Raw genomic sequence first — 24,544 nt, forward strand, 5'->3', positions numbered from 1 at the left:
TCAGTCCTTAACCGCTCCGCCCAGTCCGGAGACCAGGCGTCGCTGTACGAGTACGAAGAAGACCAGCACGGGGACGGTCATCACCGTCGAGGCTGCCATGATCCCGCCCCAGTCGTTCTCATCGGGTTTGAAGAAGACCAGCAACGCCATCGGCAGGGTCGACCGTGAGGTGTCGCTGATGATGAACGACTTCGCGAAGAGGAAGTCGTTCCAGGTGGAGATGAACGAGAAGACGCTCGTCGCCACCAGTCCGGGCAGAACCAGGGGGAAGAGGATCTGCCACAGGAAGCGGGTGCGGCTCGCCCCGTCGATGTACGCCGCCTCCTCCAGCGCCTCCGGGACGCCGGCGACGAAGCCGCGCAGCATCCAGATCGCGAAGGGCAGCGAGAGGGCCAGATGCGGCAGGATCAGGGAGCCGAGGGTGTTCAGCTGGCCGAGGTCCCGCATCAGGAAGAACAGCGGGATGGTCAGCGCCTCGACCGGCACCATCTGCGCGATCAGGAACATGATGAGCAGCGTGGTCCGGAAGCGGAACCGGAACCGGGTGACCGCCGTCGCCGCCAGGAACGCGATCACCGCGGAGGCGACGACGACCGTGCAGGCGACGGTCAGGCTGTTGACGAAGTAGCGCCCGAACTCCTCCTGCTGGAAGACCCGGCGGAAGGAGTCCAGGGACGGGGAGAGCGTCCACGGCCTGGGGTGGGCGGACTGGACCTCGCCGGCCGGTTTGAGGGCCGAGAGCACCATCCAGTAGAGCGGGAAGGCGACGAGGGCGGCGATCAGGAGCGCGGCGGCCTCGGCGGCCAGCCGGCCGGGCCTGCGCACCCGCAGGGCTTCGGGCAGCTTCACAGCGCCTCCCCCTGACGTCGCATCAGGCGCAGGTAGACCAGCGTGACGGCCAGCAGGATCACCAGCATCACGACGCCGATCGCCGAGCCGAGGGAGTACTGCGAGGACGCGAACGCCTTCTGGTACGCGTACACGTTGAGCACCAGGTTCTGGCCGGCGATGCCGCCGCCGTTCGTCATCACGTAGATCTGGGTGAAGACCTTGAAGTCCCAGATCACCGACTGGATGGTGACGACGACCAGGATCGGCCGCAGCATCGGGGCCGTGACCGAGCGCCAGATCCGCCACTGCGAGGCGCCGTCCAGCGCGGCGGCCTCCAGCACCTCGGCGGGGATCGCCCGGATGCCCGCGTACACGGTCACCATCACGAACGGGAACGAGCACCACAGCACTTCGAGGAGCACCAGCGCGAAGGCGCTGTAGCGCCCGTACGTCCAGGAGTGGTCCCCGAGTCCGAGGACGCGGTTGACGGGCCCGAAGTCGGCGTCGAAGAGGAACACCCAGACGGTGGAGCCGGTGATCGCGGGGGTCGCCCAGGCGCCGAGCGCGGCCAGGGTGAGGGCGAGCCGGGGCACCGCCCGCACCCGGGTCAGCAGGACCGCCAGGGCGCAGCCGGTGAGCAGCGTGGCCAGCACGCAGGCGGCGGCGAAGACCACGGTGGCGAGCAGCACCTGCCAGAACTGGCTGTCGCCGAAGAGTTCCGCGTAGTTGCCCAGGCCCTGGAAGGTGGCCGGTTCGCCGCCGCTGACCTGGGCCTGGGTGTACTCCAGGACGGAGATCAGGCCGAGTTGGTAGATGGGGTAGACCAGCAGCGCGCCCAGCAGGGCGAGCGCGGGCAGCAGATAGAGCCAGGGGGTCCACCCCGGCCGCCCGGCCGGGGAGGCCGGGCGGCGCCGGCGCGGGCGCGGAGGGGGGCCGCCCGTGCCGGTCGCGGGGGGCGCCTGGTACGCCGTGCTGTTCGCCGTCATCGTCAGCCCGCGTCGGCGAACGCCGCGTCCATCTTCTTCGCGGCGGCGTCGGAGGCGGCGGTGACGTCCTTGCGGCCGCTGACGATCTCCTGGAACATCGTCGGCAGGATCAGCGAGGAGTCGATCTGCCCCCAGGCCGGTGAGGCGGGGACGAATCTGGCGCCCGCGCCGAGGGTCTCGACGAACGGTGCGACGAACGGCTCGCGCTCGGCGGCGTCGGCCCGGACATCCTTGTACGTGGGCAGGAAGCCCATCGCGTCGAACATCTTCGCCTGGGTGGCCTTGCCGGTCAGCTCCTTCATCAGGTCCACGGCGAGCGTGCGGTGGGCGGAGCTCTTCAGCACGCCGATGTTGTTGCCGCCCGCGAAGGCCGGGGCGATGGAGCCCTCGGCCACGCCGGGCAGCGGGACGACGGCGTACTTCCCCTTGACGCTTCCGGCCTCGACGGCGGCGTGGCTGAAGTCGCCGCCGATGGCCATGGCGGCCTTTCCGGAGGCGAAGGCGGTGACGGTCGCGTTGCCGCCCATGGCCGCGCACTTGGCGGCGGGGCAGTTGGTGTCGCCGAAGAGCGAGGTGTAGGTCTCGATGCCCTTGCGGGCCTTGTCGCCGTTGATGGCGGCCTTGTACGTGCCGCCGCTCTCGTCGGCGAGTTCGCCGCCGTGGGCCCAGATGAAGGGCATCGCGCCGTAGGTGTAGGCGCCGCCGACCGCGAGGCCGTAGAGGCCGGGCTTCTTCTTGTGGATCTTCTTGGCGGTGGAGACGAGTTCGGCCTGGGACTTCGGCGGCCGTATGCCCAGGTCGGCGAAGACGTCGGTGCGGTAGTAGAGGGCGCGTACGCCGACGAAGAGGGGGGCGCCGTAGACCTTGCCGCCGACGGTGACGGACTGCTTGGCGGCCGGGTCGGTGTCCTTGGCCTCGTCCCAGGCGGCGAATTCGGCGCTGATGTCGGCCAGTCCGCCGTCCTTGACGTAGCCGGCGGTGTCGGTGTTGCCGTACTCGATGAGGTCGGGGGCGCTCTTGGGGTCGTTGAACGCGGCCTTGACGCGCTGGGCGCGGGTCTCGACCGGGATGTACTCGATCTCGGCCTTCGCGCCGTCGTGCTTCTTCTCGAAGGCGGCGACGGCGGCGTCGACGACCTTCTCCTTGGGCTTGTTGCCGACCTCCTGGAAGAGCCAGACGCGGAGCGTGCCGGACTTCTCGTCCTTGTCCGTGCCGGTGCCGGAGGTCTGCGGAGCGCAGGCGGTGGCGGTGAGCCCCGCCAGGAGGAGGGCCGCGACCGGGGCGGCCGTTCGGGCAGAAATCTTCATCCGGAACCCCTACCGGTAGGCGTTGCAGCATGCGCAACGCATGTTTCGTTCTGCACAACAGGCAGGAGACTAGGTCCGGACCACCGCGGCGACAAGTGGTCTCGACCACTCTGTGACGGGACGCCCCGTGACACGGAGAGGCCCCCGGGGCACGTCTTCACGTGCCCCGGGGGCCTCCCGGGTGGTTCGGTGGTGCGGCGGGGGCTACTTGTCCTTGCCGCCCTTGCCCTTGTCCTTGTCGCCGCCGGCGCCCATGGACTCGTAGATCTCCTTGCACATGGGACACACCGGGTACTTCTTGGGGTCGCGCCCCGGTACCCAGACCTTGCCGCACAGTGCCACCACGGGGGTGCCCTCCAGGGCACTCGCCATGATCTTGTCCTTCTGGACGTAATGGGCGTAGCGCTCGTGGTCGCCGTCGCCGTTCGACACCTGCGGTGTCGGCTCCACGAGGGTTCCGGTACCTGCCCCGCGCTCGGGCTCAAGAGTGCTCATAAACGCCAAGCGTACTGAAAGCCCGGCCGTCAGTTCAGCGAAGGGTCGTCCGGATACGTGGCGATCATGGCCAGTTCGCTGCGCTGACGGCGCAGGACCGCCCGCCAGAGGGTCTCCGGCCGGGGCGAGGAGACGTCGCCCGGTTCGGACTCCACGACGTACCACGCGCCCCCGGACAGTTCCGACTCCAACTGGCCGGGTCCCCAGCCCGCGTAGCCCGCGAAGATCCGCAGCGAGCCGAGCGCCGCCGCCAGCAGCTCCGGCGGCGCCTCCAGATCGACCAGGCCGATCGCCCCGTGCACCCGCCGCCAGCCCAGCGGGCCCTCGTCGCCGGGGATCACCGCGACGCCCAGCGCGGAGTCCAGCGAGACCGGACCGCCCTGGAAGACGACCTCGGGCTCCCCGGTGAGCCCGGCCCAGGAGGCGAGGATGTCGACGACGCCGACCGGGGTCGGCCGGTTCAGCACCACGCCGAGCGAGCCCTCCTCGTCGTGGTCGAGGAGCAGCACCACCGCACGGTCGAAATTCGGGTCGGCGAGGGCGGGTGTGGCCACGAGCAGTCGCCCTGTGAGCGAGGACACCTCCGTCATGGCAGAAATGATCCCGCATCTTCGGCCTCCGCGGGGGCCAAGTAGCCCCCCGGTCGCACTCCGTGCCCGAGCGCAGCTCAGGGCGCACGGGTGCACGAGGAGCGCATGGCCGGGCCACCGATCCGGACGGTGACCCTCCGCAAGATCGGGGGAGCACAGCGTGTTGTGGCGGATTCATGACGTTCGTACACCCCCCGTTCCCTTACGGAAGGGGGGTGGGGGGCCATTACCCTTTCGGTTGGCCCCCTGCCCGACCACTCCGGAACGCGAGATTCATGACCGGCACAGACGATGTCCTGCTTGTCCACGGCGGAACCCCGCTGGAGGGCGAGATCCGCGTCCGAGGCGCCAAGAACCTGGTGCCGAAGGCCATGGTCGCCGCGCTGCTGGGCAGCGGGCCCAGCCGGCTGCGCAACGTGCCCGACATCCGCGACGTGCGGGTGGTCCGGGGGCTGCTGCAACTGCACGGCGTGACGGTCCGTCCGGGCGACGAACCCGGTGAGCTGGTCCTCGACCCCACCCACGTCGAGAGCGCCAACGTCGCCGACATCGACGCCCACGCGGGCTCCTCCCGCATCCCGATCCTCTTCTGCGGCCCGCTGCTGCACCGGCTGGGCCACGCGTTCATCCCCGGCCTCGGCGGCTGCGACATCGGCGGCCGGCCGATCGACTTCCACTTCGACGTGCTGCGCCGCTTCGGCGCGACGATCGAGAAGCGCGCGGACGGCCAGTACCTGGAGGCCCCGCAGCGGCTGCGCGGCACCAAGATCCGGCTGCCGTACCCCTCGGTCGGCTCCACCGAGCAGGTGCTGCTGACCGCGGTGCTCGCCGAGGGCGTCACCGAGCTGTCCAACGCGGCCGTGGAGCCGGAGATCGAGGACCTGATCTGCGTCCTGCAGAAAATGGGCGCGATCATCTCCATGGACACCGACCGGACCATCCGGATCACCGGTGTGGACCGGCTCGACGGCTATACGCACCGGGCGATCCCGGACCGCCTGGAGGCCGCCTCCTGGGCCTCGGCCGCGCTGGCGACCGAGGGCAACATCTACGTCCGCGGCGCCCAGCAGCGCTCGATGATGACGTTCCTGAACACCTACCGCAAGGTCGGCGGGGCCTTCGAGATCGACGACGAGGGCATCCGCTTCTGGCACCCGGGCGGCGCCCTCAACGCCATCGCGCTGGAGACGGACGTGCACCCCGGCTTCCAGACCGACTGGCAGCAGCCGCTGGTGGTGGCGCTGACGCAGGCCGCGGGGCTCTCCATCGTCCACGAGACGGTGTACGAGTCGCGGCTGGGCTTCACCTCGGCGCTCAACCAGATGGGCGCGCACATCCAGCTCTACCGCGAGTGCCTGGGCGGCTCGGACTGCCGCTTCGGCCAGCGCAACTTCCTGCACTCCGCGGTCGTCTCCGGCCCCACGAAGCTCCAGGGCGCGGACCTGGTCATCCCGGACCTGCGCGGCGGCTTCTCGTACCTGATCGCCGCGCTGGCGGCGCAGGGGACGTCCCGGGTGCACGGCATCGACCTGATCAACCGCGGCTACGAGAACTTCATGGAGAAGCTGGAGAAGCTCGGGGCGAAGGTCGAGCTGCCGGGCGGCTCGCTGGTCTGAGCGCCCGCCGCACGAGGGCCTGGAACGGCCTGTGCGGACCGAACGCCGAAGGGCGGTCACCCTGGTCGGGGTGACCGCCCTTCGTCCTGCTCAGGGGGTGTTACTTCCCCTTGGCGGCTTCCTTGAGCTTGGAGCCCGCGGAGACCTTCACGCTGTAGCCGGCCGGGATGTTGATCGGGTCGCCGGTCTGCGGGTTACGAGCGGTGCGAGCGGCACGGTGGGTGCGCTCGAAGGTCAGGAAACCGGGGATGGTGACCTTCTCGTCGCCCTTGGCGACGACCTCACCGACGGTCTCGGCGAGCGCGGCCAGCACGGCGTCGGCGTCCTTGCGAGTCACCTCGGCGCGGTCGGCCAGTGCGGCCACCAGCTCACTGCGGTTCATGTTGTTACTCCCGTGTTCTTCTTGCCTGTGAGGCGTGAGATCCAAGCCGATGCTGCCAGGGCCCTCGGACAGTCCCCGGACCCGGGTCCGTTTTTTCAGACCTTCGCGCCCCGTGGGGTCTCCCCCGGACGAAGCCTTGGGAAAGCATCCTGCCCCCACCTGCGGCGGGAAAGCCAATCCGGCACCCTCAGGAGCCGCCCGAAAACCACCACCGCCTCGTCATGGTGACGTTCCGTCGACTCCCCGAAAGCGGTCCGCACCTGTCATGCGGGGCTCTGCGGGACGCGTCGCCCGCCCACCCTAAAGGGGCGTTTGGGGCGCCGCGACACGCGACGCGCCGTACGTCAGGCGGACGTGGGGCCCGTCACAGCGGCGCCGGCCGCCTTCGCCGCGTCCCGCACCGCGCCCGCGACCGCTCCGGCGACCTTGTCGTTGAAGACCGAGGGGATGATGTAGTTGGCGTTGACCTCGTCCTCGGCGACCACTCCGGCGAGTGCACGCGCGGCGGCGAGCATCATCTCCGTGTTGACGGTCCGGGACTGGGCGTCCAGCAGACCGCGGAAGACACCCGGGAAGACCAGCACGTTGTTGATCTGGTTGGGGAAGTCCGAACGGCCGGTGGCGACCACCGCGGCGGTCCGGCGGGCGATCGCCGGGTCGACCTCGGGGTCCGGGTTCGCGAGCGCGAACACGATCGCGCCCTCGGCCATGGCCGCGACGTCCTCCGCCCCGAGCACGTTGGGCGCCGACACGCCGATGAAGACGTCGGCGCCCACCACGGCCTGCTTGAGGGTGCCGGTGACCGACTCGGGGTTGGTGTTGTCGGCGATCCAGCGCAGCGGCGAGTCGGCGTCGGCGGAGACCAGGTCCTCGCGGCCGGCGTGCACCACTCCGTGGATGTCGGCGACGACCGCGTGCTTGACGCCCGCGGCGATGAGCAGCTTGAGGATGGCCGTACCGGCGGCGCCGGCGCCCGACATGACGACCCGCACGTCCCCGATCGCCTTGTCCACCACGCGCAGCGCGTTGGTGAGCGCGGCGAGGACGACGATGGCGGTGCCGTGCTGGTCGTCGTGGAAGACGGGGATGTCCAGGGCCTCGCGCAGCCGGGCCTCGATCTCGAAGCAGCGCGGCGCGGAGATGTCCTCCAGGTTGATGCCGGCGAAGCCGGGGGCGATCGCCTTGACGATCTCGACGATGGCGTCGGTGTCCTGGGTGTCCAGGCAGAGCGGCCAGGCGTCGATGCCGGCGAAGCGCTTGAAGAGGGCGGCCTTGCCCTCCATGACCGGCAGGGCGGCCTTGGGGCCGATGTTGCCGAGGCCGAGCACGGCGGAGCCGTCCGTCACGACTGCGACGGAGTTGCGCTTGATGGTGAGGCGGCGGGCGTCCTCGGGGTTCTCGGCGATCGCCATGCAGACCCGGGCCACTCCGGGGGTGTAGATCATCGAGAGGTCGTCGCGGTTGCGGATGGGGTGCTTGGACGCCATCTCGATCTTGCCGCCGAGGTGCATCAGGAACGTACGGTCGGAGACCTTGCCGAGGACGACGCCCTCGATTCCGCGCAGTCCCTCGACGATCTCGTCGGCGTGGGCGGTGGAGGTGGCGGCGATCGTGACGTCGATGCGCAGCTTCTCGTGGCCGGAGGCGGTCACGTCGAGGCCGGTGACCGAACCGCCGGAGGACTCCACGGCCGTGGTGAGCTGGGAGACCGACGTGCCGCTCGCGGGCACCTCCAGCCTGACCGTCATCGAGTACGAGACGCTGGGCGCCGTTGCCATGGCCGAGTCCTTCGCTTTCCTTAGCTTCGTTGCTATACGGCCGGAACTGTCGCCCCGGACACGCCTTCCGATAGTCGCACCTACCGACGAGTAGCCGTTAATGACTGCCGCTCTTCGGAAACAGTTTTCCACCATACGAGATAGAGGGCTTCCGTGGAACCCCTCGCGGGCCCCGGCGCTTCCCCTGCCGGGCCCGTAAACCGAAACAGACCCACGCCACCGGAGGGTGACGCGGGTCTGTCTTTTCAGTTTGAGCGGCACCGACCCGCCATGCTCGCCTCGCGGCAAGTGGTCGCTCGTAGCGACGAAGGTTGGGCCCGGGGGCTTGGATCGAGCCGGTGCCGACTCCAGGCTAACAAACACCCCGGAGAAGTGATTCCCGAAGCGCGTGTTGACCGCGGGAAGCCTTCCCCGCCGCGCGCCCGGGTATGCAGGGACCCGCCGGGCGCCGGTGCGCCGGGCGGGTCCTCGGGCGGCCCCTCAGTCCCTCAGGAGGTCCGGAACGCCGTCCGCGTCGGGCAGGTCCCGCTCCCCCGACACCACCGTGAGCTGCTGCGTCGCCCGGGTCAGGGCCACGTACAGGACCCGCAGTCCGGCCGGCGACTCGTCCGCGATCTCGGCCGGCGAGACGACCACCGTGGCGTCGTACTCCAGACCCTTGGCCTCCAGACTGCCCAGCGCGACCACCCGGTCGCCCAGCTCCGCCAGCCACCCGCGCGCCTGCGCCCGCCGGTTCATCGCCACGACGACCCCGACCGTGCCGTCCACCTCGGCGAGCAGCCGCCGCGCCTGGTCGCGCACCACCGCTCCCAGGTCCTCGCCCACCGCCGTCGCGAAGCGCGGCACCACCCCGGTGGAGCGCACCGCGGCCGGGGACTCCATGCCGGGCATCGCCAGCGCCAGCACCTTGGCGGCCAGCTCAGCGATCTCGGCCGGGTTGCGGTAGTTCACGGTCAGGGTGAAGGCGCGGCGCGGACGGCTGCCCAGCGCCTCGTCACGGGCCGCCGCCGCCTCGTCCGGGTCCGACCAGGAGGACTGGGCCGGGTCGCCCACGATCGTCCACGTGGCGTGCCGGCCCCGGCGCCCGACCATGCGCCACTGCATGGGCGTGAGGTCCTGGGCCTCGTCGACGATCACGTGCGCGTACTCCGTGCGCTCGGCCGCGAGCCGTTCGGCCCGCTCCCACTGGGTCTCCTCGCGCCGCGGCATCAGCTCCTCCAGACCGGTGAGCTGGTCCAGCGGATCGGCCTCGCGCTTGCGCTTGGGCCGGTGCGGGGTGCCGAGCAGCGTCTGGAGCTCGTCCAGCAGCGCCACGTCGTGCACCGACAGCGGTCCGCGCCCCTCGGCGTCCAGCCGCTTCAGGGAGCGCGCGAGCCGGCGCACCTCCCCCTGGTTGAGCGTGCGCCGCGCCCACCGGGCGAGCCGCTTCTCGTCCGCCATCGCGGCCAGCACCCGGCGCGGCACCAGCTCGGGCCACCAGGCGTTCAGGAACTCGATGAACGGCGTCTCCGTGGACACGTCCTCGTCGAACGAGGAGCGCAGCTCGGCCGCCAGCTCGGGATCGGTGTAGCGGCCCCGGCCCGAGGAGCGGTTCCACAGCGCGTCGAGCAGCAGTTTGCGGGCGCGCGGGCGCAGCAGGTTGACGGGGGCGGTGCCGGACAGGACGTTGTTGCGGATGCGCCGCAGCTCGTCCTCCTGGAGTTCGACGCGGGCGCCGAAGGCGACCACCCGCAGCCGGGTGGGCGTGGCCGCCGGGCGCGGCGCCTCGTCCTCTCCGAAGGAGAGCTGCTCCTGCTCCCGGCCGGAGGGCCGGGGGGCCGGCTGCTCCAGGGCTCCCCGGGCCGCCTTGCGCAGCACGGCGAGCATCCGGGAGGAGCCCTTGATCCGGGCCACGGCCGGTTCGTCGTAGACCGTGGCGCCCTCGGGTCCGGCCGCCTCGTCGGAGAGCGAGCCGACCGCGCGGATGGCGACCTGGCCCTCCTCGCCGAGCGAGGGCAGCACGCCCTCGGTGTACGCGACGAGCAGCGGCGTGGGCGAGACGACGAGGATGCCGCCCGCGTACCGCCGCCGGTCCTGGTAGAGCAGGTAGGCGGCGCGGTGCAGGGCGACGGCGGTCTTGCCGGTGCCGGGGCCGCCGGAGACCTCGGTGACGGACGCGGCGGGCGCCCGGATCACCAGGTCCTGCTCGGCCTGGATGGAGGCGACGATGTCCCGCATGGTGTGGCTGCGGGCCTGTCCCAGCGCGGCCATCAGCGCGCCGTCGCCGACCACGGGCAGCGGCTCGCCGCCGAGGTACGCGGTCAGCTCGGGCCGCATCAGGTCGTCCTCGACGCCGAGGACCCGGCGGCCCTTGGAGCGGACGACGCGGCGGCGCACCACCCGGCCGGGGTCCTTGGGCGTCGAGCGGTAGAACGGTGCGGCGGCCGGGGCCCGCCAGTCGATGACCAGCGGCGTGTAGTCGGCGTCCAGGACCCCGATCCGGCCGATGTGCAGCGTCTCGGCGATATCGGCGGTGCCGTCCTCGCGGACGGCGTCGTCGGCCGGTTCGACGGAGGTGTAGGCACCGTCCGGACCGCGCTCCCCGTCCTTGCCGAGCAGCAGGTCGATCCTCCCGAAGAGGAAGTCCTCGAACTCGCTGTTCAGCCGGTTGAGGTGGATCCCGGCCCGGAACACCTGGGCGTCGCGCTCGGCGAGCGCCCCCGGCGTGCCGACCTGGCCGCGTTTGACGGCGTCGTCCATGAGAAATTCCGCCTCGTGGATCTTCTCCTCGAGGCGGTGGTACACCCGGTCGAGATGTTCCTGCTCGACACCGATCTCCCGGTCCCGCAACGAATCGACAGCGGCATCCTGCGCGGCCACCGAGGCCCCCTTCTGACGTGCATTGGGCAGCCGTCAACCCTATGCGACGGGGACCGTCCGCGCATCCGCCGCGGGCCGTGATCCGGCGTGGCGCGATATCGATTGCGTTGCGGGGGACGCGCGGGAACGTCACGGCTCCGGTTCGGCGGCGTGGCGCCTGCGGTGCCGGGCGACGCGCTCGCGGTTGCCGCAGACCTCGCTGGAGCACCATCGGCGCCGCCTGCCGCGCGAGGTGTCCAGGTAGACGCGGCGGCAGTCGTCGCCCTCGCAGCGGCGCAGGGCGGCCAGGGCGGCCGGGTCGGTGAGCAGTTCCACCGCGTCCCGCGCCACGGCCGCCAGCAGCGCCGCGCAGTCGGGTTCCGTGCTCAGCCCCCGCACCAGCGCCCCGTTGCGGGCACGCACGGCGCAGAGCCCGGGCGGGGCGCCCGCGGCGAGCGCGTTGACGCGCTCCAGCGCTCCGTCCGCGCCCCGGCCGCCGAGCTGGGCGGTCAGCAGCCGGTCCACGGCGGTCCGCAGCTCCCGGAAGCGGGTCAGCCAGTGGCCGTCCACTCCGGCGAGCCGGGTTCCGCGCGGGACCGCCCCGGCGGCGGCGAGCCAGTCCGCGAGCAGGTCGGCCCGGTCCAGCGGATCGCCCGCTCCGCGTGCGTCGGCCCCGGTGGCGACCAGGTCGAGGCAGAGCCGCCCGGAGTCGAACCGCCAGTCGCGCGAGCCCTTGCGCGTTCCCATGCGCATGCCACCGCCTCGGTCCGGTCGCCGTTTCCCCCAGAGTGCCCCCTGGGGCCTTCGGCCGGAACCCCCGCCGACCGGGCCCTGTCCGTCAACTCCCCTCGTATGATGAGCCGATGAGCGATCCCGTGCACGAGTCCCGGATCCTGGCCGGTTCCCTGACGCTCCGCCCCTGGACCCCGGCCGATCTCGGGATGGTGATCGAGGCGTACCGCGATCCGGCGATCCGGGCCGCGGCCCGCTCCCCGGTGGACGACGCGGCGGCGGCGGAACGCTGGCTGCGCCGGCAGGTGGAGGACCGGGCGGCGGGGCGGCGCTTCGCCTTCGCGGTGCTGGACGAGGAGTTCGGGGACGAGCCGGCCGGCAATGTCGTGATGATGCGCGCCGCGCCGGGTGCCCCCTCGGGCGAGGTGGGGTACTGGACGGCGGCGCCGGCCCGGGGCCGCTCCCTGGCGCCCCGGGCGCTGGAGGCGCTCGGGGACTGGGCGTTCACGGCGTTCGCCGACGACGGGCTCGTCCGGCTGGAGCTGCTGCACCAGGTGGCGAACGAGGCGTCCTGCCGGGTGGCGCACAAGGCCGGCTACGCGCTGGTGGAGGTGGTGCCCCCGTACCCGCCGTGGCCGGGCGACGGCCACCGCCACGAGCGGTCGCGCGAGGGTGCGTGGACGCCCGCGTAGGCCCTTGCGCGTCTGAACGATGGGACGGTGAGCGCCCGTTGGCTTGACTGGAGGCATGACAGAGAACCGGGCCGGACGGCCGGCCAGCACGCTCCACCACCTCGTTCTCGGCGGCGCCGCCGTCTCCACCGGGCTGATGGCCGGGACCTTCTACGTCTTCTCGTGCGCGGTGATGCCCGCGCTCGGCCGCAGCGGCGACCGGACGTTCGTCGAGGTGATGCGGAACATCAACGACGTGATCGAGAACCCGGTGTTCTTCGCCGGCTTCCTCGGCGCGCTCTTCCTCACCGCGGCGGCGGCCTGGCAGTGGCGCCGCTCCCCCGGCCCGCGCGGCTGGCTCGTCGCCGCGCTGGCGGTCTACGCGCTGGCCTTCCTGTTCACCTGCGGGATCAACGTCCCGCTGAACAACGCCCTCGCGGACGCCGGAGACCCCGCCACGCTCGCGGACCCGGCGGCCGTCCGGGAGCGGTTCGAGGACACCTGGGTGGCCTGGAACGCCGTGCGGGCCGTCCTGTGCACCGCCGCGCTCGCCCTGCTGCTGCGGGCCGGGTACCTGATCGCCCGCCACCCCCGTACGCGCGGCCCCCGGCCGGCTCAGGAGTCCGCGTACTTGGCGTCCGCCGCCGGGTCCAGCGCCAGCCGGTAGCCCCGTTTGACCACGGTCTGGATCAGCCGGGGCACACCGAGCGCGGTCCGCAGCCGGGCCATCGCGGTCTCCACCGCGTGCTCGTCGGTCCCGCTGCCCGGCAGCGCCCGCAGCAGATCGGCGCGGGCCACCACCCAGCCGGGCCGGCGGGCCAGGGCGTGCAGCAGGGCCATGCCGGCAGGCGGGACGGCGCGCAGCTCCTCGTCGACCAGGACGGCGTGGCCCCGGATCTCGACCCGGTGCCCGGCCACCGGCAGGATCCGGGCGCGGGCGGGCAGTTCGCGGCAGAGCAGCTGGACGAGCGGGCCCAGCCGGAAGCGCTCGGGCTGGACGGTGCCGATGCCCCGGGCCTGGAGCGGCAGCGCGGTGACCGGGCCCACGCAGGCGGAGAGGATGTCCCCCTGGAGGGCGTCCATCAGCTCGCTCAGCAGCCCGCGCTCCTCGGCCCGGCGCAGCAGGGAGACCGCCGCCGGGGCGCTGGTGAAGGTGAGCGCGTCCAGTCCGCGCGCGAGGGTGACGTCGATGAGCCGGTCCAGCGGGGCGATGTCCTCGGGCGGCATCCAGCGGTAGACGGGGACGCCGACGACCTCGGCGCCCGCCGCGCGCAGGGACTCCACGAAGCCGGGGAGCGGTTCACCGTGCAGCTGGAGGGCGATGCGGCGGCCCTCGACGCCCTCCTCCAGAAGGCGTTCCAGCACCTCGGCCATGGACTCGGACGCCGGTGACCAGGTCTCGGTGAGCCCGGCGGCCCGTACCGCGCCCTTGACCTTGGGGCCGCGGGCCAGGAGTTCCACCCCGCGCAGGGTGTCCAGCAGCCGCTCCCCCACGCCCCAGCCGTCGGCGGCCTCCACCCAGCCCCGGAAGCCGATCGCCGTGGTGGCGACGACCACGTCGGGGACGGTGTCGACGAGGTCCTTGGTGGTGGCGAGCAGTTCGCTGTCGTCGGCCAGCGGCACGATCCGCAGGGCGGGCGCGTGCACCACGGTGGCGCCGCGCCGCCGCAGCAGCGTGCCGAGCTCGTCCGCCCGGCGTGCGGCGGTGACCCCGACCGTGAAGCCCTCCAGGGGCCCGTGCTGTTCCTCGTCGTGCATGTGCGCTACCCGGCTCTCGTCCCGCTGCTGCTCGATGATGCGGAGGTCCGAGCCTGCCAACGAAGCGTGACAGGCTCGGTTCACCCGTATTTCCCGCCCGTTACGTCACCTGACATCGTGCCGTCGTCTCACACCTCGGCATAGCCGAGCCGGGGCGCGGCGGGGGCGGCCGAGGCGCGGCGAAGGTATACCGCCCAGGTGAGCACCGAGCACACCCCGTAGAAGGCCAGGAAGGACCAGAAGGCGGCCGTTCCGGTGCCGGCGCTCTGGAAGGACTGGCGGAAGGCCAGGTTGATGGCGAGTCCGCCGAGCGCCCCGACCGCGCCGATGAGCCCCATCGCCGCTCCGGAGACCCGCCGCCCCCGGGCCGCGGCCTCCTCGCCGCGCAGCCCTCGGGCGATCGCCTTGGCGTGGAAGACACCGGGGATCATCTTGTACGTCGAGCCGTTGCCGAGTCCGCTGAGGACGAACAGGGCGGTGAAGCCGACGAGGAAGACGGGGAGCGACTCGATGCCCGAGGCGTAGACGACGACGCCGGTCGCGGCGGCCATCGCGGCGAAGTTCACCAGGGTGATGCGGGCGCCGCCGTACCGGTCGGCGAGCCGGCCGCCGACGGGCCGGATCAGCGAGCCCAGCAGCGGGCCGACGAAGGTCAGCGAGGCGGCCTGGAGCGGGGTGCGCCCGAACTGGGTCTGCAGGACGAGCCCGAAGGCGAAGCTGTAGCCGATGAAGGAGCCGAAGGTGCCGATGTAGAGCACCGCCATGATCCAGGTGTGCCCGTCGCGCACGGCCTCCTTGGCGGCCCCGGTGTCGTTGCGCACGGGCGCCAGGTTGTCCATGAAGAGCGCGGCGCACACCGCGGCCACCAGGATCAGCGGGATGTACGCGGCGAGCACGATCCGCGGGTGGGCGGCCCCGGCCGTCCCGATCACCAGCAGCCCGGCGAGCTGCACCACGGGCACCCCGAGGTTGCCGCCGCCGGCGTTGAGCCCGAGCGCCCAGCCCTTGCGGCGCAGCGGGAAGAAGGCGTTGATGTTGGTCATCGAGGAGGCGAAGTTCCCGCCGCCGATGCCGGTCAGCGCGGAGACGACCAGGAAGGTGGTGTACGAGGTCCCCGGCTCCATCACGACCAGCGCGGCGACCGTGGGCAGCAGCAGGGTGAGGGCGCTGAACACGGTCCAGTTCCGGCCGCCGAAGCGGGCGACCGCGAAGGTGTACGGCACCCGGACCAGGGCGCCGACCAGGGTGGCGGTGGAGATCAGGAAGAACTTCCCGGCGGGGTCGACGCCGTACTCGGGCCCCATGAACAGGACCATCACCGACCACAGGGTCCAGACGGAGAACCCGATGTGCTCGGACAGGACGGAGAACCAGAGGTTGCGGCGGGCGATCCGTTCGCCCTTCTCCCGCCAGAAGGTCTCGTCCTCCGGATCCCACTGCTCGATCCAACGGCCAGCCATCACGTGCCTCCACGGGGCGTCGGGGTGTTGTCCCCGACGCTAGGGAGCGCGCGTTTCGGCGCGGTGCCGCGAGGTGACCGGTGGGCAACCTTGCTCTCACCGGGCCGGGACCGGCCCGGTGAGGCACGGTGTCAGGCCGCCGCGCGGTCCCGGGCGCGGCCGGTGCCGTTCGGCCACAGGCGCGGGCGGCGCCTGGCGGCGACGTCCTCGACCCAGCCGACGCAGAGGATCATCAGCCCGATCAGCGGCCACACGAGGATCAGCGCCAGGGTGTTGTAGGAGGCGTCGATGTACGTACCGAGGTGGTCGCCGACCCACGGCACGTCCCAGAGCCGGTCGATCAGCGGGAAGGTGGCCATCAGCAGCAGGTTGTGCCAGAGGTAGATGGTCACGGCCCGGTTGTTGGCCAGGGTGACGAGGCTGTCCCAGCCGGCCAGCCGGCCCGGGAGCTGCCGCCAGGAGGGCGCGTACTGGAGCAGGATCACGCAGAAGCCGAGCGACCAGGCGGACTGGGCGAGCGGGATCTCGTCGAGGTTCCAGCCCTCCTCGGTGAGGTGTCCGGAGGCCCACCACAGCGCGAAGGCCATGAGGAAGGCCGCCATCGAGACCATGAGGTAGCGCGGGACGGTCTTCAGCAGTCCGTCGTTGTGGGCGAAGCCGAGGACCCAGCAGGAGCCGAACACCGCGAAGTCGACCAGCCCCTCCCCGGCCGTGCCCGGCACGGTGACCAGGCCGGTGCCGATCACGGCGGTGAGGCCGAGCGGAGCCAGCAGGGTCACCCAGGGCAGCTTCCGGAAGGCCTTCAGCAGCAGCGGGGAGGCCAGCACGAACCAGAGGTAGGCGCGGATGTACCAGAGCGGTCCCATGGCCTGTTCGGCCCAGGACGTCTCCAGGAAGCCGCCCTCGGAGCCGTTCTCCCACGGGAAGGGCGGGGTGCCGACGGGCAGGATGTAGCAGCCCAGTTTGAGGAACCACCAGATGCCCTCCTCGCGGACGGGCTTCCAGCCCAGCGCGAAGACGATCGGCACGGTGACGGCGACGAACGCCCACATCGGCGGCAGCAGCCTGCGCACCCGGCCGCGGATGACGCTCCACGCGGGCCGGGACAGCGAGCGGGCCATCAGCGATCCGGCCAGGGCGAACATGACGCCCATCGACGGGAACAGGACGGTCAGCCAGGCCCAGCCGAAGAGGTGGAAGACCACGACGCGGACGAGCGCCACGGCCCGGAGCAGGTCGAGATAGCGGTCGCGGCCCGGCTTCGCCGGGGCGGCCTCCGCGGTGGCGGCCGGCGCGGGTGCCGCGGCGGCGGGGGGCGGCACCACGCGCAGCGGCATGGTGTACGCGTCCTCGTGCGGCCGGCGGGGGTGGGCCGGGGGGTGGCTCGGATACGTCACGCGACGGGCCTCCGGTCGTTGCTGCGCCGGCCGTGGCTCCGGGGAGTTCCGGGCGCCTCGACGGCGCCGGTGCGGCGCAGCTTCTGCCAGCGGAGCCGGCCGCCGGTGAGCGCGGTGATCCAGGACTGGAGCAGCACCACGTACATCAGCTGCCGGTACAGCACCTGCTGGAGGGGGAGCGAGAGCAGGTGCGTCATGCGTTCCCGGTCGAGCCGGAAGGCGTACGCGGCGCAGACGCCCTGCACGGCGAGGACGCCGAGCCAGGCGCCGACCGTCTTCTCGGTGGGCCCGAAGACCAGCCCGTACAGCAGGAAGACGTCGATCAGCGGGGCGAGCAGCGGGGCGACGACCATGAACAGCGCGACGAAGGGCAGTCCGACGCGGCCGAAGCGGCCGGACGGGCCGCGTTCGATCACGGCGCGGCGGTGCTTCCAGATGGCCTGCATCGTGCCGTACGACCAGCGGTAGCGCTGCGACCAGAGCTGCTGCACGCTCTCCGGGGCCTCGGTCCAGGCGCGGGCGTTCTCCGCGTAGACGACGCGCCAGCCGTCGCGGTGCAGCGCCATCGTGACGTCGGTGTCCTCGGCGAGGGTGTCCTCGCTCATGCCGCCGATCCGCTTGAGGGCGTCGCGGCGGAAGGCCCCGACGGCGCCGGGGATGGTCGGCATGCAGCGGAGCATGTCGTACATCCGGCGGTCGAGGTTGAAGCCCATCACGTACTCGATGTGCTGCCAGGCGCCGATCAGCGAGTCGCGGTTGCCGACCTTGGCGTTGCCCGCGACGGCGCCGACCCCGGGGTCGGCGAAGGGCTGCACCAGTTCGCGGACGGTGGACGGCTCGAAGACGGTGTCGCCGTCCATCATCACGATGATGTCGTGGCGGGCGTGCGCGATGCCGTTGTTGAGGGCGGCGGGCTTGCCCGCGTTGCGCTGGCGCACCACCCGCACGCCCGGCAGCCGCATCCGGTCGACGAGGTCGGCGGTGCCGTCCGTGGAGCCGTCGTCGATGACGATGACCTCCAGCGGATAGTCGCTGGCCACCAGGGAGCGCACCGTGTTCGCGATGCACTTGCTCTCGTTGTACGCGGGCACCAGCACGGAGACCGGGCGGGTCATCGGCTCGCCCCAGCGGAAGTTCCGTCTGCGGACCCTGCGGGCGTGCACGAAGGAGAGCACCAGCATCAGGCCGAAGCGGGTGAAGACCAGGACGCCGATGACGGCGAGGCCGACCACCAGGACGTCGGTGATGTGCTCGGAGACCTCGACGGCGGTGACGAACGCCTTGCCCTTCCAGAGCGCGAACCCGGTGACCGGGGTGTGGGCGCTGGGGGCGCCGAGCGCGTCGGTGAGGTTGGCGAACCGGTAGCCGCGCTCCTGCATCTGCGGCAGGAACTTCCCCAGCGCCGCGACGGTCTGGGACCGGTCGCCGCCGGAGTCGTGCATCAGGATGATGGCGCCCTTGCCGTCCTTCGGCGTGGCCCGGTCGATGATCGCCTTGACGCCGGGGCGCTTCCAGTCCTCGCTGTCGGTGTTGTTGACGACGGTGAGGTAGCCGCGGCTGCCGATGTACTGGGTGACCGGCCAGGACTTGTTGTCCATGGCGTCGGAGAACGAGGAGTAGGGCGGCCGGAACAGCGAGGTGCGGATGCCCGCGGCGCCCGCCAGCACCAGCTGGTTCTGCGACAGCTCCCAGTCGATGCGCCGGGTGGACTGGTAGGAGAGGTCGGGGTGGTTGAAGGTGTGCAGCCCGACCTCGTGCCCCTCCTCGACCATGCGCTCGACCAGGTCGGGGTAGCGCGAGGCCATGGTGCCGGTGACGAAGAAGACGCCGTGCGCGTCGTACTTCTTCAGCTCGTCCAGCACCTTCGGCGTCCACTCCGGGTCCGGGCCGTCGTCGAAGGTCAGCACGATGCGGTGGTCGGGTATCCGGAGCGTCTTGGCGGGCTCGGTGGTGCTGCGGGCGTCGATGACGGGCCCGCCCTCCATGACCTGTTCGGGCACCTGGTCGGTGGCCGCCGGGGGCCGGACCCGGAAGTCGGCGAGGATCTCGCTGTGCACATAGCCGCGCAGCATCAACATCGCGAGCAGGGCAACGAGGAGGAGCAGCGGGAGCATGTAGCGCATGGGGAGCCTGCGCCGCCGCTTGGGCTTCTTCCGGTGGTGCCTGACCCGCGGGGCGGGGGTGGTCATCTAGCTGGCGCCTTCTTGCTCTTGCACAGGGGGGTCGGGGTTCTCGGCGGTCGGGGACGCGGGGCCGGCGGTGGACCGCGTGGGCTCGCCGGCCGGTGTCGCGTGGTCGGTGGCCGGGGCCGTGGTGGAGGTGCCGCCGCCCGGTCCGCCGCCGGTGCCCGTCGTGGCGCCGGTGGTGGTCCGGCCCGAGGGGGTGTCGGACCGGCCGGCCGTGACGCCGGTGGCCGGGGTGACGGCTCCGCCCGCCGGGCCGGAGGTCGCGGTGTCGCCGGTGCCGGTGGTGGCGGCCGTGTCCTGTCCGGTGCGCGGGGCGGACGGCGAGGCACCGGGCGCCGTGCCGGGCGGCGAGGAGGCGTCCTGGCCGGCCCCCGGGCTGGCGGGGGTGGTCACGTCCTCGGCCTTGCGGTGCTCCTCCTGGCCGGAGATCGGCAGGAAGGGGGCGCTGGAGCTGCCGCCCAGCACGGCGACGACGAGGGTCACGGCGTAGGCGACACAGATCGCGGCGAGGACCCAGCCGAGTCTGCGGAGCGTCTTGCCGCGGCGGCCGCTCTCGTCGACGAAGACGGGGCCGTCGCTCTCGGGGGCGGTGTTCGGTTCGGGGAGGAGTTCGGAGAGCTGTCGTCCGATCCCGTCGAGCTGGATGGTGACTTCGTTCGGCTCGTGGGTGTGTCCCGCACGGGCCCCTTCGCGCCAGGTGTCCACAGTTGTCCGCACTTCCCCCACTCAGAAACGGGGTGCTCGCCACTGTTCCGTCCGTGCGCCGTCGGACCGGGCCCCCACCCGTCTCCCACGCGCCCCCTAGCACAGTGCACCCGGACGACGAATGTAGCGCACCCCGCGGAGGGCCCGAGCCGACGGACAGGTGTTGTTCATCATGAGTGACACAGTTGTTCTCGAACCGTGGCTGGGGTCTGTCCCGGTCGGTCCGATCCGCCCCGGTACGTCGGGGTCCCGATACGACGAAGACCCCGCTGCCGGTGGCAGCGGGGTCTTCGTTCACATGGGAATTGTGGAGATGGCGGGAATCGAACCCGCGTCCAACGGTGCGGAACCAGGGCTTCTCCGAGTGCAGTCCGCTGCGCTTTTCTCGGCCCCGGAGGTCACACGGACAAGCCTCCGACAGGCCCAGTCACTGTTTGATTTCCTTCTGAACCCCGTGACCGGGCTCAGAAGTTTAGATCCCTAGATGATGCCAGGATCCGGGTCGGGATCACCCCCGGGCTGACACTCCGCAGAGTCTTCGCTAGCTGCTAATTAGGCAGCGAGGGCGAAGGCGGAGGAATCGCGCTTGGAATTGGCGATTATTGGTTGCGACATATGGTTTACGAGATCATTGCCGCTTCCTCGACTCGCTTCCCCTGCTTCGACATCCGCTGTCGAAACCGATCATCCCCATGTTGATTTTTCAAAGGTGGTGCACACCCCCGTGGGGTGCGATGCCATCGTACGTGACCAACGCGCACGGATGCCAGCGTATTCCCGCCGCCCCGGTCACCGGCCCGGGGACGGCGTCCGGTCAGGCGCTCCGCTGACGGCGGCGGGCCGCCGCGATCGCCCGGTTCGTCTCCCGGGTGTCCTGCTTCTCGCGCAGCGTCTGCCGCTTGTCGTACTCCTTCTTGCCCTTCGCGAGCGCGATCTCGGCCTTGACCCGGCCGTTCACGAAGTAGAGCGAGAGCGGCACGATCGTGTGCCCGGTCTCCTGGACCTTCGACTCCAGCTTGTCGATCTCGGCCCGGTGCATCAGCAGCTTGCGCTTGCGCTTGGCGGCGTGGTTGGTCCACGTCCCCTGGACGTACTCCGGGACGTGGATGTTGTGCAGCCACGCCTCACCGCCGTCGATCTGCACGAAGCCGTCCACGAGCGAGGCGCGTCCCATGCGCAGCGACTTGACCTCGGTACCCATGAGCACGAGCCCGCACTCGTAGGTGTCGAGGATGGTGTAGTCGTGCCGCGCCTTCTTGTTCTGCGCGATCATCTTGCGCCCGGTGTCTTTTTCCTTAGCCATAGTGCGGCCATTTTCGCACTACGACCCGCCCCCGAGGCCACTCAATACCGTCTCGGCCCGCTGCTGGGCCCGGGTGGTGGCGGTGAGGTCGGGGGTGATCCCCCGGCCGTCGACGCTGCGGCCCCCCGGGGTGCGGTAGTGGCCCACGGTCAGCTCGGCCACCGAACCGCCCGGGAGCCGGCTCGGCATCTGGACGGAGCCCTTGCCGAAGGTCCGGGAGCCGACCGTGACCGCCCGGCCCCGGTCCTGGAGCGCGCCGGTGAGCAGTTCGGCCGCGCTCATGGTGCCGCCGTCGACGAGCACCACGAGGGGGCGTCCGGTGTCGCCGCCCGGTTCGGCGTACAGGGCCCGCTGCTCCCCGTGCACGTCGTACGTGGCGACGAGGCCGCCGTCCAGGAAGGCGGAGGCGGCGGTGACGGCCTCGGTGACCAGACCACCGGAGTTTCCCCGCAGGTCCAGCAGGACCCCGGCCCCGGCCGGAGCCTTCAGCACCGCCTGCCGGACCGCCTCGCCGGAGCCCTTGGTGAAGGCGTCCACATCGATCACGACGGCGGCCGAGGGGGCGGTGCGGCCGGGGCCGACGGGCTTCACGGAGACGGCCTCGGTGGTGAGCCGGGCCCGCCGCAGCGTCACCGTCCGGGTCCGCTCGCCGCGCTGGACGCCCAGCACCACGGTGCTCCCGGCGGCGGCCTCGCTGCGGTCGCCGCGCAGCAGCGCCACGACGTCGGAGACGGGGCGGCGGTCGACCCGGCTCCCGTCGACGGTGCGCAGCAGGTCCCCGGGGCGGATGCCGGCGCGGGCGGCGGGCCCGCCGGGGTGGACCCGGCCGACGGCGACCAGACCGTCGGCGGTGCGCCGGGCGGCGAGCCCGACCCCGGTGTACGAACCGTCCAGGGCCTGGGTGAACTCCTCGTACTCCCGCTCGTCGTACACCGCGCCCCAGCGGTCCCCGCTGCGGCTGACGGCCTCCTCGGCGGCCTCGGTGCCGGACTTGCCGTCGGCGACGGCCCGGGCTGCGGCGTCGGCCACCGTGTCGCGGTCGGCGGTGGCCGCGACGGAGTGCGCCTCGATCTCGGTGTCCCGCTCCGCGCCGCGCGGCAGCGAACCGGTGGCGGCGCCCGTGGCGAGCACGCTCGCGAAGACCAACGTCAGGGCCGCCCCGCGGCGCAGGCCGCGGGGCCCGACACGGTGCTCGGGGTCCGGCATGGCGCCGAGTCTAGGTCAACGCGGCGGGGCGCACGGCGGGTTGGCCGCGCGCCCCACGGGGCGCATCTCACACCTTGAGGTACTTGCGGAGCGCGAAGAGCGCGGCGACGGCGGGCATCAGCAGCCCGATCGCCAGGACCAGCGGGAGCTTGGTGAGGACGGCGTCCCAGCCGATGAAGTCGATCAGGTTGAGCTTGTCCTTGAGCGCGAGCCCGCCGTCGATGAGGAAGTAGCGGCCGGCGAGCAGCATCACGCAGGCCAGCACACCGCCGATGAGACCGGCGAACGCGGCCTCCATGATGAACGGCATCTGGATGTAGAAGCCGGAGGCGCCCACCAGTCGCATGATGCCGGTCTCCCTGCGCCGGCTGAACGCGGACACCCGGACGGTGTTCACGATCAGCATCAGCGCGATGACGAGCATCAGCGCCATCACGAAGAGCGCGGCCACGTTCATGCCGTTCATCAGTCCGAAGAGGTTGTCCAGGATGCTTCTCTGGTCCTGGACCGACTGCACGCCGTCCCGCCCGGCGAAGGCGGTGGCGACGACCTTGTACTTCGTCGGGTCGTGCAGCTTCACCCGGAACGACTCGGGCATCTGGTCGGGCGTGATGTTGCCCGCCATCGGGGAGTCGCCGAACTCGTCCTGGTAGTGCTTGTACGCCTCGTCGGACGACTCGTAGATGACCTTCTCGACGACGTCCATCTTCTTGAGATCGGCCTCGATCTCGTCCTTCTGCTGCTTGGTGACGGCGCCCTTGGCGCACTGCGCCACCGAATCCGCGTCCGCCTTGCCGCAGAGGTAGATGGAGACGTTGACCTTGTCGTACCAGTAGTCCTTCATCGTGCTGACCTGCTCGCGCATGAGCAGCGCGCCGCCGAACAGGGCGAGCGAGAGGGCGACGGAGACGACGACGGCGAAGGTCATCGTGAGGTTGCGACGGAGGCCGACGCCGATCTCCGACAGGACGAACTGGGCGCGCATGGCGTCCTTTCAGTGCTCGGTGCTCAGTGCTCAGTGCTGGTAGCCGTAGACGCCGCGCGCCTGGTCGCGCACGAGGCGGCCCTTCTCCAGCTCGATGACGCGCTTGCGCATCTGGTCGACGATGTTCTGGTCGTGGGTCGCCATGATCACGGTGGTGCCGGTCCGGTTGATCCGGTCCAGCAGCTTCATGATCCCGACCGAGGTCTGCGGGTCGAGGTTGCCGGTGGGCTCGTCCGCGATCAGCAGCATCGGCCGGTTGACGAAGGCGCGGGCGATGGCGACGCGCTGCTGCTCACCACCGGACAGCTCGCCCGGCATCCGGTCCTCCTTGCCGCCGAGCCCGACGAGGTCGAGGACCTGCGGCACCGCCTTGCGGATCTCGCCGCGCGGCTTGCCGATCACTTCCTGGGCGAACGCCACGTTCTGGGCGACGGTCTTGTTGGGGAGCAGGCGGAAGTCCTGGAAGACGGTGCCCAGCTGGCGGCGCATGTGCGGCACCTTCCAGTTGGACATGCGCGCGAGGTCCTTGCCGAGCACATGGACCATGCCCGTCGTGGCCCGCTCCTCGCGGAGGATCAGGCGCATGAAGGTGGACTTGCCGGAGCCGGAGGAGCCCACCAGGAAGACGAACTCGCCCTTCTCGATGTCGAGCGACACATCCCGGAGAGCGGGACGGCTCTGCTTCGGGTAGGTCTTGGAGACGTTGTCGAATCGGATCACGGTGCACCACGGTCGGCCGGGAGTAGGTGTGCGTGACCATACGCGAACCGGGCTGACGCGTGCAGGCGCCCGTACCGGGATGGGTGATTTACGGTGAATCGGCGGCGGCCCCGGCGGGCCCGGGAGCGGAACGGACCGGGAGGTATCCGGCGGGCCGAGCCGAATTCCCCGCGAGCTGGCACAGTGGGAGGGGGAACGGTTGCGTTTCCGTGAGCGTTGTGCGGAGAGAAGGCTTGTGCGGCTCCGCCGCGCGGGAGGAGGAAAGCGCATGACCTACGACCGACTGGTGTGCGCGAGCTGCGCGGCGCCCGTGAGCGAGGGGCGCTGCCCCGTCTGCCGGGCCAGCCTCGCCCGCATGAGGGAGCAGGAGCAGGGCCCGTTCGCGGGGCTGAACCCGGCGATGCTGATCGCCCTGTTGGTGGTGCTGCTGGCCGCGCTGGCCCTGCTGGCCCACCAGACCGGGTAGGTCCCGCCCGCATCCGCGTGCAGAGGGGCGGGGGGGGGGCGGGGGGGCGCGGCCCCCCCCGAGCCCGCACAGAGCCCCCAACGCCGGGGGGCCCCCCGCGCCCCCGCGCCCCACCCCGCGCGCGCGGAACAC

The 24,544-nt window shown here is 71.5% G+C and carries 22 protein-coding genes and 1 other RNA gene; 4 read left to right on the top strand and 19 right to left on the bottom strand.

Features of this window, described 5'->3' with window-relative positions:
• The 5 genes from ACWCXC_RS32760 to ACWCXC_RS32780 form a co-directional block, all read right to left on the bottom strand.
• Window positions 1-849, bottom strand: coding sequence for a carbohydrate ABC transporter permease (locus ACWCXC_RS32760; protein ID WP_450682928.1), 849 nt, complete (start codon window positions 847-849; stop codon window positions 1-3).
• On the bottom strand, window positions 846-1,817 hold the full coding sequence (locus ACWCXC_RS32765) for a carbohydrate ABC transporter permease (protein WP_450891392.1): 972 nt from the start codon (window positions 1,815-1,817) through the stop codon (window positions 846-848). The genes ACWCXC_RS32760 and ACWCXC_RS32765 overlap by 4 nt, the downstream gene beginning before the upstream one ends.
• Window positions 1,818-1,819: 2 nt before the next feature.
• Window positions 1,820-3,124, bottom strand: coding sequence for an extracellular solute-binding protein (locus ACWCXC_RS32770; protein WP_450891393.1), 1,305 nt, complete (start codon window positions 3,122-3,124; stop codon window positions 1,820-1,822).
• Window positions 3,125-3,328: 204 nt separating this feature from the next.
• Complete coding sequence (locus tag ACWCXC_RS32775) at window positions 3,329-3,619, bottom strand: DUF3039 domain-containing protein (protein WP_352126806.1); 291 nt, start codon at window positions 3,617-3,619, stop codon at window positions 3,329-3,331.
• 29 nt (window positions 3,620-3,648) lie between these two features.
• The gene (locus ACWCXC_RS32780; protein WP_450891394.1) at window positions 3,649-4,209 is read right to left on the bottom strand and encodes a YqgE/AlgH family protein; all 561 of its coding nucleotides are present in this window, start codon (window positions 4,207-4,209) and stop codon (window positions 3,649-3,651) included.
• A 275-nt stretch (window positions 4,210-4,484) separates the two neighbouring features.
• Here ACWCXC_RS32780 and murA point away from each other — a divergent pair, with 275 nt between their 5' ends.
• Window positions 4,485-5,825 carry a UDP-N-acetylglucosamine 1-carboxyvinyltransferase gene (murA, locus tag ACWCXC_RS32785; protein ID WP_450891395.1) on the top strand — a complete coding sequence of 447 codons (1,341 nt, stop codon included), beginning with the start codon at window positions 4,485-4,487 and terminating at the stop codon, window positions 5,823-5,825.
• A gap of 100 nt (window positions 5,826-5,925) precedes the next feature.
• Here murA and ACWCXC_RS32790 read toward each other — a convergent pair whose 3' ends face one another.
• The 4 genes from ACWCXC_RS32790 to ACWCXC_RS32805 all read right to left on the bottom strand — a co-directional run bounded on the left by ACWCXC_RS32790 (window position 5,926) and on the right by ACWCXC_RS32805 (window position 11,570).
• Window positions 5,926-6,207, bottom strand: a complete 282-nt coding sequence (locus ACWCXC_RS32790) for an HU family DNA-binding protein (RefSeq protein ID WP_017237029.1) — start codon at window positions 6,205-6,207, stop codon at window positions 5,926-5,928.
• Between the two features lie 344 nt (window positions 6,208-6,551).
• A complete protein-coding gene (locus ACWCXC_RS32795; RefSeq protein WP_450682933.1) occupies window positions 6,552-7,985 on the bottom strand; it encodes a malic enzyme-like NAD(P)-binding protein in 1,434 nt (477 codons plus the stop codon).
• A gap of 480 nt (window positions 7,986-8,465) precedes the next feature.
• Complete coding sequence (locus ACWCXC_RS32800) at window positions 8,466-10,844, bottom strand: HelD family protein (protein WP_450682934.1); 2,379 nt, start codon at window positions 10,842-10,844, stop codon at window positions 8,466-8,468.
• Window positions 10,845-10,973: 129 nt separating this feature from the next.
• On the bottom strand, window positions 10,974-11,570 hold the full coding sequence (locus tag ACWCXC_RS32805) for a CGNR zinc finger domain-containing protein (RefSeq protein WP_450682945.1): 597 nt from the start codon (window positions 11,568-11,570) through the stop codon (window positions 10,974-10,976).
• 116 nt (window positions 11,571-11,686) lie between these two features.
• On the opposite strand from ACWCXC_RS32805, the gene ACWCXC_RS32810 reads away from it, so the two are divergent.
• Both ACWCXC_RS32810 and ACWCXC_RS32815 read left to right on the top strand, forming a co-directional pair.
• Window positions 11,687-12,247, top strand: a complete 561-nt coding sequence (locus tag ACWCXC_RS32810) for a GNAT family N-acetyltransferase (protein ID WP_450682935.1) — start codon at window positions 11,687-11,689, stop codon at window positions 12,245-12,247.
• A gap of 55 nt (window positions 12,248-12,302) precedes the next feature.
• On the top strand, window positions 12,303-12,893 hold the full coding sequence (locus tag ACWCXC_RS32815) for an anthrone oxygenase family protein (protein ID WP_450682936.1): 591 nt from the start codon (window positions 12,303-12,305) through the stop codon (window positions 12,891-12,893).
• Here ACWCXC_RS32815 and ACWCXC_RS32820 read toward each other — a convergent pair.
• From ACWCXC_RS32820 to ftsE, 10 genes are all read right to left on the bottom strand, one after another.
• Window positions 12,842-13,984, bottom strand: coding sequence for a uroporphyrinogen-III synthase (locus ACWCXC_RS32820; protein ID WP_450682946.1), 1,143 nt, complete (start codon window positions 13,982-13,984; stop codon window positions 12,842-12,844). The genes ACWCXC_RS32815 and ACWCXC_RS32820 overlap by 52 nt on opposite strands.
• A gap of 128 nt (window positions 13,985-14,112) precedes the next feature.
• Window positions 14,113-15,444 (bottom strand): nitrate/nitrite transporter, encoded by a 1,332-nt coding sequence (locus ACWCXC_RS32825; RefSeq protein WP_450682937.1) that lies wholly within the window; start codon window positions 15,442-15,444, stop codon window positions 14,113-14,115.
• Between the two features lie 131 nt (window positions 15,445-15,575).
• The gene (locus ACWCXC_RS32830) at window positions 15,576-16,841 is read right to left on the bottom strand and encodes an acyltransferase family protein (protein WP_450891396.1); all 1,266 of its coding nucleotides are present in this window, start codon (window positions 16,839-16,841) and stop codon (window positions 15,576-15,578) included.
• The gene (locus tag ACWCXC_RS32835) at window positions 16,838-18,964 is read right to left on the bottom strand and encodes a glycosyltransferase (protein WP_450682947.1); all 2,127 of its coding nucleotides are present in this window, start codon (window positions 18,962-18,964) and stop codon (window positions 16,838-16,840) included. Before ACWCXC_RS32835 ends, ACWCXC_RS32830 begins: the two co-directional genes overlap by 4 nt.
• 66 nt (window positions 18,965-19,030) lie before the next feature.
• Window positions 19,031-19,744 carry a hypothetical protein gene (locus ACWCXC_RS32840; protein ID WP_450682939.1) on the bottom strand — a complete coding sequence of 238 codons (714 nt, stop codon included), beginning with the start codon at window positions 19,742-19,744 and terminating at the stop codon, window positions 19,031-19,033.
• Window positions 19,745-20,037: 293 nt separating this feature from the next.
• Window positions 20,038-20,424, bottom strand: a transfer-messenger RNA (tmRNA) gene (gene ssrA / locus ACWCXC_RS32845).
• Between the two features lie 122 nt (window positions 20,425-20,546).
• Window positions 20,547-21,035, bottom strand: coding sequence for an SsrA-binding protein SmpB (smpB, locus tag ACWCXC_RS32850; RefSeq protein WP_450682940.1), 489 nt, complete (start codon window positions 21,033-21,035; stop codon window positions 20,547-20,549).
• Between the two features lie 18 nt (window positions 21,036-21,053).
• Entirely contained in the window at window positions 21,054-22,241 is a 1,188-nt protein-coding gene (locus ACWCXC_RS32855) for a S41 family peptidase (protein ID WP_450682941.1), read from the bottom strand.
• A 67-nt stretch (window positions 22,242-22,308) separates the two neighbouring features.
• Complete coding sequence (gene ftsX, locus ACWCXC_RS32860) at window positions 22,309-23,226, bottom strand: permease-like cell division protein FtsX (protein WP_450682942.1); 918 nt, start codon at window positions 23,224-23,226, stop codon at window positions 22,309-22,311.
• Window positions 23,227-23,256: 30 nt separating this feature from the next.
• Window positions 23,257-23,946 (bottom strand): cell division ATP-binding protein FtsE, encoded by a 690-nt coding sequence (gene ftsE / locus ACWCXC_RS32865; protein WP_383640958.1) that lies wholly within the window; start codon window positions 23,944-23,946, stop codon window positions 23,257-23,259.
• Window positions 23,947-24,214: 268 nt separating this feature from the next.
• On the opposite strand from ftsE, the gene ACWCXC_RS32870 reads away from it, so the two are divergent.
• Window positions 24,215-24,412: a hypothetical protein gene (locus ACWCXC_RS32870; RefSeq protein WP_450682943.1), complete on the top strand. Its 198-nt coding sequence runs from the start codon at window positions 24,215-24,217 to the stop codon at window positions 24,410-24,412.
• Window positions 24,413-24,544: the final 132 nt, after the last annotated feature.

The organism is Streptomyces sp. NPDC001515 (assembly GCF_053597115.1).

What these genes read in the sequence shown, in the direction of transcription:
- smpB (WP_450682940.1), bottom strand. Translation starts at nt 21,035, where the DNA reads ATGGCTAAGGAAAAAGACACCGGGCGCAAGATGATCGCGCAGAACAAG.
- ACWCXC_RS32775 (WP_352126806.1), bottom strand. Translation starts at nt 3,619, where the DNA reads ATGAGCACTCTTGAGCCCGAGCGCGGGGCAGGTACCGGAACCCTCGTG.
- ACWCXC_RS32795 (WP_450682933.1), bottom strand. Translation starts at nt 7,985, where the DNA reads ATGGCAACGGCGCCCAGCGTCTCGTACTCGATGACGGTCAGGCTGGAG.
- ACWCXC_RS32765 (WP_450891392.1), bottom strand. Translation starts at nt 1,817, where the DNA reads ATGACGGCGAACAGCACGGCGTACCAGGCGCCCCCCGCGACCGGCACG.
- ACWCXC_RS32855 (WP_450682941.1), bottom strand. Translation starts at nt 22,241, where the DNA reads ATGCCGGACCCCGAGCACCGTGTCGGGCCCCGCGGCCTGCGCCGCGGG.
- ACWCXC_RS32870 (WP_450682943.1), top strand. Translation starts at nt 24,215, where the DNA reads ATGACCTACGACCGACTGGTGTGCGCGAGCTGCGCGGCGCCCGTGAGC.
- ACWCXC_RS32770 (WP_450891393.1), bottom strand. Translation starts at nt 3,124, where the DNA reads ATGAAGATTTCTGCCCGAACGGCCGCCCCGGTCGCGGCCCTCCTCCTG.
- ACWCXC_RS32810 (WP_450682935.1), top strand. Translation starts at nt 11,687, where the DNA reads ATGAGCGATCCCGTGCACGAGTCCCGGATCCTGGCCGGTTCCCTGACG.
- ftsX (WP_450682942.1), bottom strand. Translation starts at nt 23,226, where the DNA reads ATGCGCGCCCAGTTCGTCCTGTCGGAGATCGGCGTCGGCCTCCGTCGC.
- murA (WP_450891395.1), top strand. Translation starts at nt 4,485, where the DNA reads ATGACCGGCACAGACGATGTCCTGCTTGTCCACGGCGGAACCCCGCTG.
- ACWCXC_RS32780 (WP_450891394.1), bottom strand. Translation starts at nt 4,209, where the DNA reads ATGACGGAGGTGTCCTCGCTCACAGGGCGACTGCTCGTGGCCACACCC.
- ACWCXC_RS32835 (WP_450682947.1), bottom strand. Translation starts at nt 18,964, where the DNA reads ATGCGCTACATGCTCCCGCTGCTCCTCCTCGTTGCCCTGCTCGCGATG.
- ACWCXC_RS32805 (WP_450682945.1), bottom strand. Translation starts at nt 11,570, where the DNA reads ATGGGAACGCGCAAGGGCTCGCGCGACTGGCGGTTCGACTCCGGGCGG.
- ACWCXC_RS32825 (WP_450682937.1), bottom strand. Translation starts at nt 15,444, where the DNA reads ATGGCTGGCCGTTGGATCGAGCAGTGGGATCCGGAGGACGAGACCTTC.
- ACWCXC_RS32820 (WP_450682946.1), bottom strand. Translation starts at nt 13,984, where the DNA reads ATGCACGACGAGGAACAGCACGGGCCCCTGGAGGGCTTCACGGTCGGG.
- ACWCXC_RS32790 (WP_017237029.1), bottom strand. Translation starts at nt 6,207, where the DNA reads ATGAACCGCAGTGAGCTGGTGGCCGCACTGGCCGACCGCGCCGAGGTG.
- ACWCXC_RS32815 (WP_450682936.1), top strand. Translation starts at nt 12,303, where the DNA reads ATGACAGAGAACCGGGCCGGACGGCCGGCCAGCACGCTCCACCACCTC.